Source organism: Acinetobacter sp. 228 (assembly GCF_048147885.1).
Map to the genome: position 1 here is coordinate 1 of NZ_JAYWYV010000104.1, position 1,931 is coordinate 1,931.

Here is a 1,931-nt window from a genome sequence, read left to right on the forward strand (position 1 = left end):
GGCGACCTTCCCAAATTGCAGTCACAACCAAGTCAGAACCGCGTACCATATCACCGCCCGCAAAAATTTTCGGGTTAGATGTTTGGAATTTAAATTCTTGTTGCTCAGGTGCAACAACACGACCAGAACCATCAAGATTAATATTCACACTACCAAACCAGTCAGCAGGGCTTGGACGGAAACCGAACGCTAGCAAAACTGCATCAGCTGGTAAAACTTCTTCAGAACCCGGAATTGGCTCAGGGCTACGGCGGCCACGACTATCTGGTTCACCCATTTGTGTCGTTACCACTTTTACGCCTGTTACCTTACCATTTTCGCCAACAATCTCGATTGGTTGACGGTTAAACAAGAACTTTACGCCTTCTTCATACGCATTTTTTACTTCACGTGCAGAACCCGGCATATTACTTTCATCACGGCGGTATGCACATGTTACATCGTGGGCACCTTGACGTAATGAAGTACGGTTACAGTCCATTGCAGTATCACCACCACCAAGAACAATAACTTTCTTACCATCCATGCTAATGTATTCACTTGGGTCCTTTTCCCATCCCTGACAACGGTTCACGTTAGAGATTAAGAAATCAAGCGCATCATAAACACCGTCAAGATCTTCACCAGGGAAACCACCTTTCATGTAGGTATAAGTTCCCATCCCCATGAATACTGCATCATATTCAGCAAGTAATTCATCAATCGTGACGTCTTTACCAATTTCAGTATTTAAGCGGAATTCAATGCCCATCCCAGTGAAAATTTCACGGCGGCGCTTCATCACATCTTTTTCCATTTTGAATTCTGGAATACCAAATGTTAGTAAACCACCAATCTCAGGACGCTTGTCAAATACCACCGGTTTAACACCACCACGAGCTAAAATGTCGGCACAGCCTAGGCCTGCTGGACCTGCACCAATGATTGCAACTTTTTTACCTGTCCACTTCACATGTGACATATCTGGGCGCCAACCCAAAGCAAAAGCCGTGTCATTGATATATTTTTCAGCATTACCAATGGTTACTGCACCAAAGCCATCATTTAAGGTACAAGCACCTTCACACAAACGGTCCTGCGGACATACACGACCACATACCTCAGGTAAAGTATTTGTTTGATGGCAAAGCTCAGCAGCCTGGAAAATTTGGCCTTCAGCAATGAGTTTTAGCCAGTTTGGAATGTAGTTATGTACAGGACATTTCCATTCGCAATATGGGTTACCACAACCTAAACAACGGTGCGTCTGATTGGTTACAGTTTCCGAAGTAAAAGGTTTATAAATTTCCACAAACTCTGCTTTGCGGACAGTAATATCTTTTTTCTCTGGATCTTGACGTGGTACATCCAGAAATTGAAAGTCATTATTTAGGCGTTCTGCCATGTCTCTCTCCGTGGGTAGGCGCGGATTTCCTTGTTGCCCGCACCTGCCTATGTCTTTGCAGTCGTGGAATTATTGTGGGTCAGCTTGTGTAGTTTTCAAAAGCGATTGCAAGTTAGCAGCTTTTGGTTTCACAAGCCAGAATTTACGGCTGTAGAAGTCAAACTCATTGCGGATTTTGTAAGCCCAAGCACTACCTGTTTCCTTGATGTGCTCGTCAATAATACGCAATAAGAATTCTTTATGATCTTCCATAGATTCTGTTGAAATACGGGTTAAGTCAATTAACTCGTGGTTGTAGTAATCTACAAAGTCATTATCGAGGTCAAGCACGTAAGCAAAACCGCCTGTCATACCTGCACCGAAGTTATGACCCACTTTTCCAAGCACAGTCACAACACCACCAGTCATATATTCACAGCAGTGATCACCTGCACCTTCAATAACAGCAAACGCACCAGAGTTACGAACCGCGAAACGCTCACCTGCTGTACCTGCAGCAAATAACTTACCGCCAGTTGCACCATACAAACAAGTATTACCAATAATT

Annotated in this window: 1 protein-coding gene and 1 pseudogene; both read right to left on the minus strand. The window is 43.8% G+C overall.

The features are described from left to right. Nucleotides 1-1,384 (minus strand): glutamate synthase subunit beta (locus VXQ92_RS16285; RefSeq protein WP_416682530.1); only part of this gene is annotated, 1,384 nt, incomplete at its 3' end. 69 nt (nucleotides 1,385-1,453) lie between these two features. Beyond that, nucleotides 1,454-1,931, minus strand: a pseudogene (gene gltB, locus VXQ92_RS16290) (glutamate synthase large subunit); the annotation flags it as partial.